The organism is methanotrophic endosymbiont of Bathymodiolus puteoserpentis (Logatchev) (genome assembly GCF_900128525.1).
Lineage (GTDB): Bacteria > Pseudomonadota > Gammaproteobacteria > Methylococcales > Methylomonadaceae > Methyloprofundus.
This window is the reverse complement of the sequence record NZ_FQTQ01000003.1, coordinates 1-1,848: the sequence shown is the minus strand read 5'-3', so window position 1 is coordinate 1,848 and position 1,848 is coordinate 1. Positions and strand designations below refer to the sequence as shown.

General features: G+C 42.6%; 1 protein-coding gene and 2 pseudogenes. 2 read left to right on the top strand and 1 reads right to left on the bottom strand.

Annotated elements, in window-relative coordinates:
* Positions 1 to 923: pseudogene (locus tag BQ7314_RS00060) on the top strand (hypothetical protein); the annotation flags it as partial.
* Positions 924 to 926: 3 nt separating this feature from the next.
* Complete coding sequence (locus BQ7314_RS00055) at positions 927 to 1,589, top strand: hypothetical protein (RefSeq protein ID WP_174481667.1); 663 nt, start codon at positions 927 to 929, stop codon at positions 1,587 to 1,589.
* On the opposite strand, the pseudogene BQ7314_RS00050 reads toward BQ7314_RS00055, so the two are convergent.
* Positions 1,586 to 1,702, bottom strand: a pseudogene (locus BQ7314_RS00050) (IS1 family transposase); the annotation flags it as partial. The gene BQ7314_RS00055 and the pseudogene BQ7314_RS00050 sit on opposite strands and share 4 nt — an antisense overlap.
* Positions 1,703 to 1,848 lie beyond the last annotated feature (146 nt).

The following is a 1,848-nucleotide window of genomic DNA, read 5'->3' as shown; positions in this document are numbered from 1 at the left end:
TGTTGGGTCGGGACGAGGTGACGAGGACGAATCGGGGCGCCGAAGGCATTAGCAGTCGCGTTAAGTTTTTGCTGCTTGCTTGGGCAGGGATGCCCAAAACAAGCTTTCGCAAAAATAGCGACTCCCCACCTCTACAAGTTTCAGGTAAGCAGCGAGAAATCAAGCTACCTTATGCATTGTTACCAGGATTTATTCCTATTAATCTTAATAGCCGCTTACCTGCCAAACTTGAAAAAGATGGCAGTATTTTAGTCCAAGTTCGCCCTGGGCGTTGGCAAATCGAGTTAACAGCGCGCCACCCTGAGCAACTAAGTGATATTAGCTTAAACATTAATAATCCAGATTGGCCTGCATCTGAAATTTGGAGCTTTGATGCACAAACCTACCAACGACTCGTCGAAATCAGTCAAGTTATTCCAATAGACCCAAGTCAAAGCAACGTACCTGGCCAATGGCAACAACTTCCTGCTTTTTTAGTTAAGCAAGGCGATAATATGCACTTCAGTGTCATTAGGCGTGGCGACCCCGAACCTGAACCGAATAATTTATCCATTACACGCCATTTATGGCTAGATTTCGCAGGCACGGGTTACACAATTAAAGACATCATCAATGGTAAAATAACCCACGGTTGGCGACTCGACAGTTTGCCTGAAACCCAGCTAGGGCATGTCGACTTAAACGGTCAAACGCAACTTATTACGCGTTTACCTAACAGCGAAACTGAAGGCGTAGAGCTTAGAAAAGGACGCTTACAACTAACCGCCGACAGTCGCCTAACGCATTCTATTTCTGAATTTAGCGCTGTCGGTTGGCAAGAAAAATTTAACCATGTTAAGGCCTTTGTACATTTACCGCCTGGCTGGCATTTATTAGCCGTCAGTGGTGTAGATAATGTGCCGAATAGCTGGATTTCCCGCTAGACCTTGTTAGATTTATTTTTAGTGCTGATTGCTGCCTTAGCGGTCAGTCGTTTATGGAATAACTACTGGGGCTTATTTGCCTTAATCACTTTAGCCTTAATTTGGCATGAAGCTGGTGCACCACGCTTTATTTGGCTAAATATTCTAGCGGCTATTGCATTAATTAAAGCACTGCCTCAAAGTAATTTTTTACGCCTGATAAAATTTTACCGCTCGAGCTGCTGGTTAGTGTTGCTTATTGTCAGCATCCCTTTTCTTATTCAACAGGTGAGAACAGGGCTTTATCCACAATTAGAAAAGCCGTGGCAATCAATTAGCGCTAAAGCATCTCAACACCAAGAATCTGTCCCTATGATGGATATGGTTACAAAGGGAGCTCAATCTATGCCAAGCTCTTATGTCCGTAAACGTAATACCATTACGAGCGCTCGCTATTCAGAAGCGTCTACACCTGATTTTAAACGCATAGACCCGAATGCCAACTTACAAACAGGCCCCGGCTTACCACAATGGCAATGGACAGAAATCCCTCTGTCTTGGAATGGTAGCGTAGATAGCCAACAACAAATTAAACTTTGGTATTTAACGCCAGCAACCAGCATGTTACTTAATTTCTTCCGTGTTGCTTTGCTTATCGTTTTGGTAGTGGGTGAAATCTGTTATTAAGCGTGAATATCTAGCCCAAATTCAACTTTATTGATTAGCAGTCCAATGACAATATCGTGCATCTTTTCTGTTTTTGAAAAACAAATTGTTCGCCGAGTTAAACGTCTGAAGTTTCCCAATTATTGAGTAGCTAAAGTACACAATGCTGGCGTATCGAGGTTTATTTTAGGTGGGTTTGCCATGTTTATAGCAAACCCCTATTTAATTCCCATTAGGCGAAAGCATTTGAAACGAATGAAAAGACTGTTTTTTTCATATA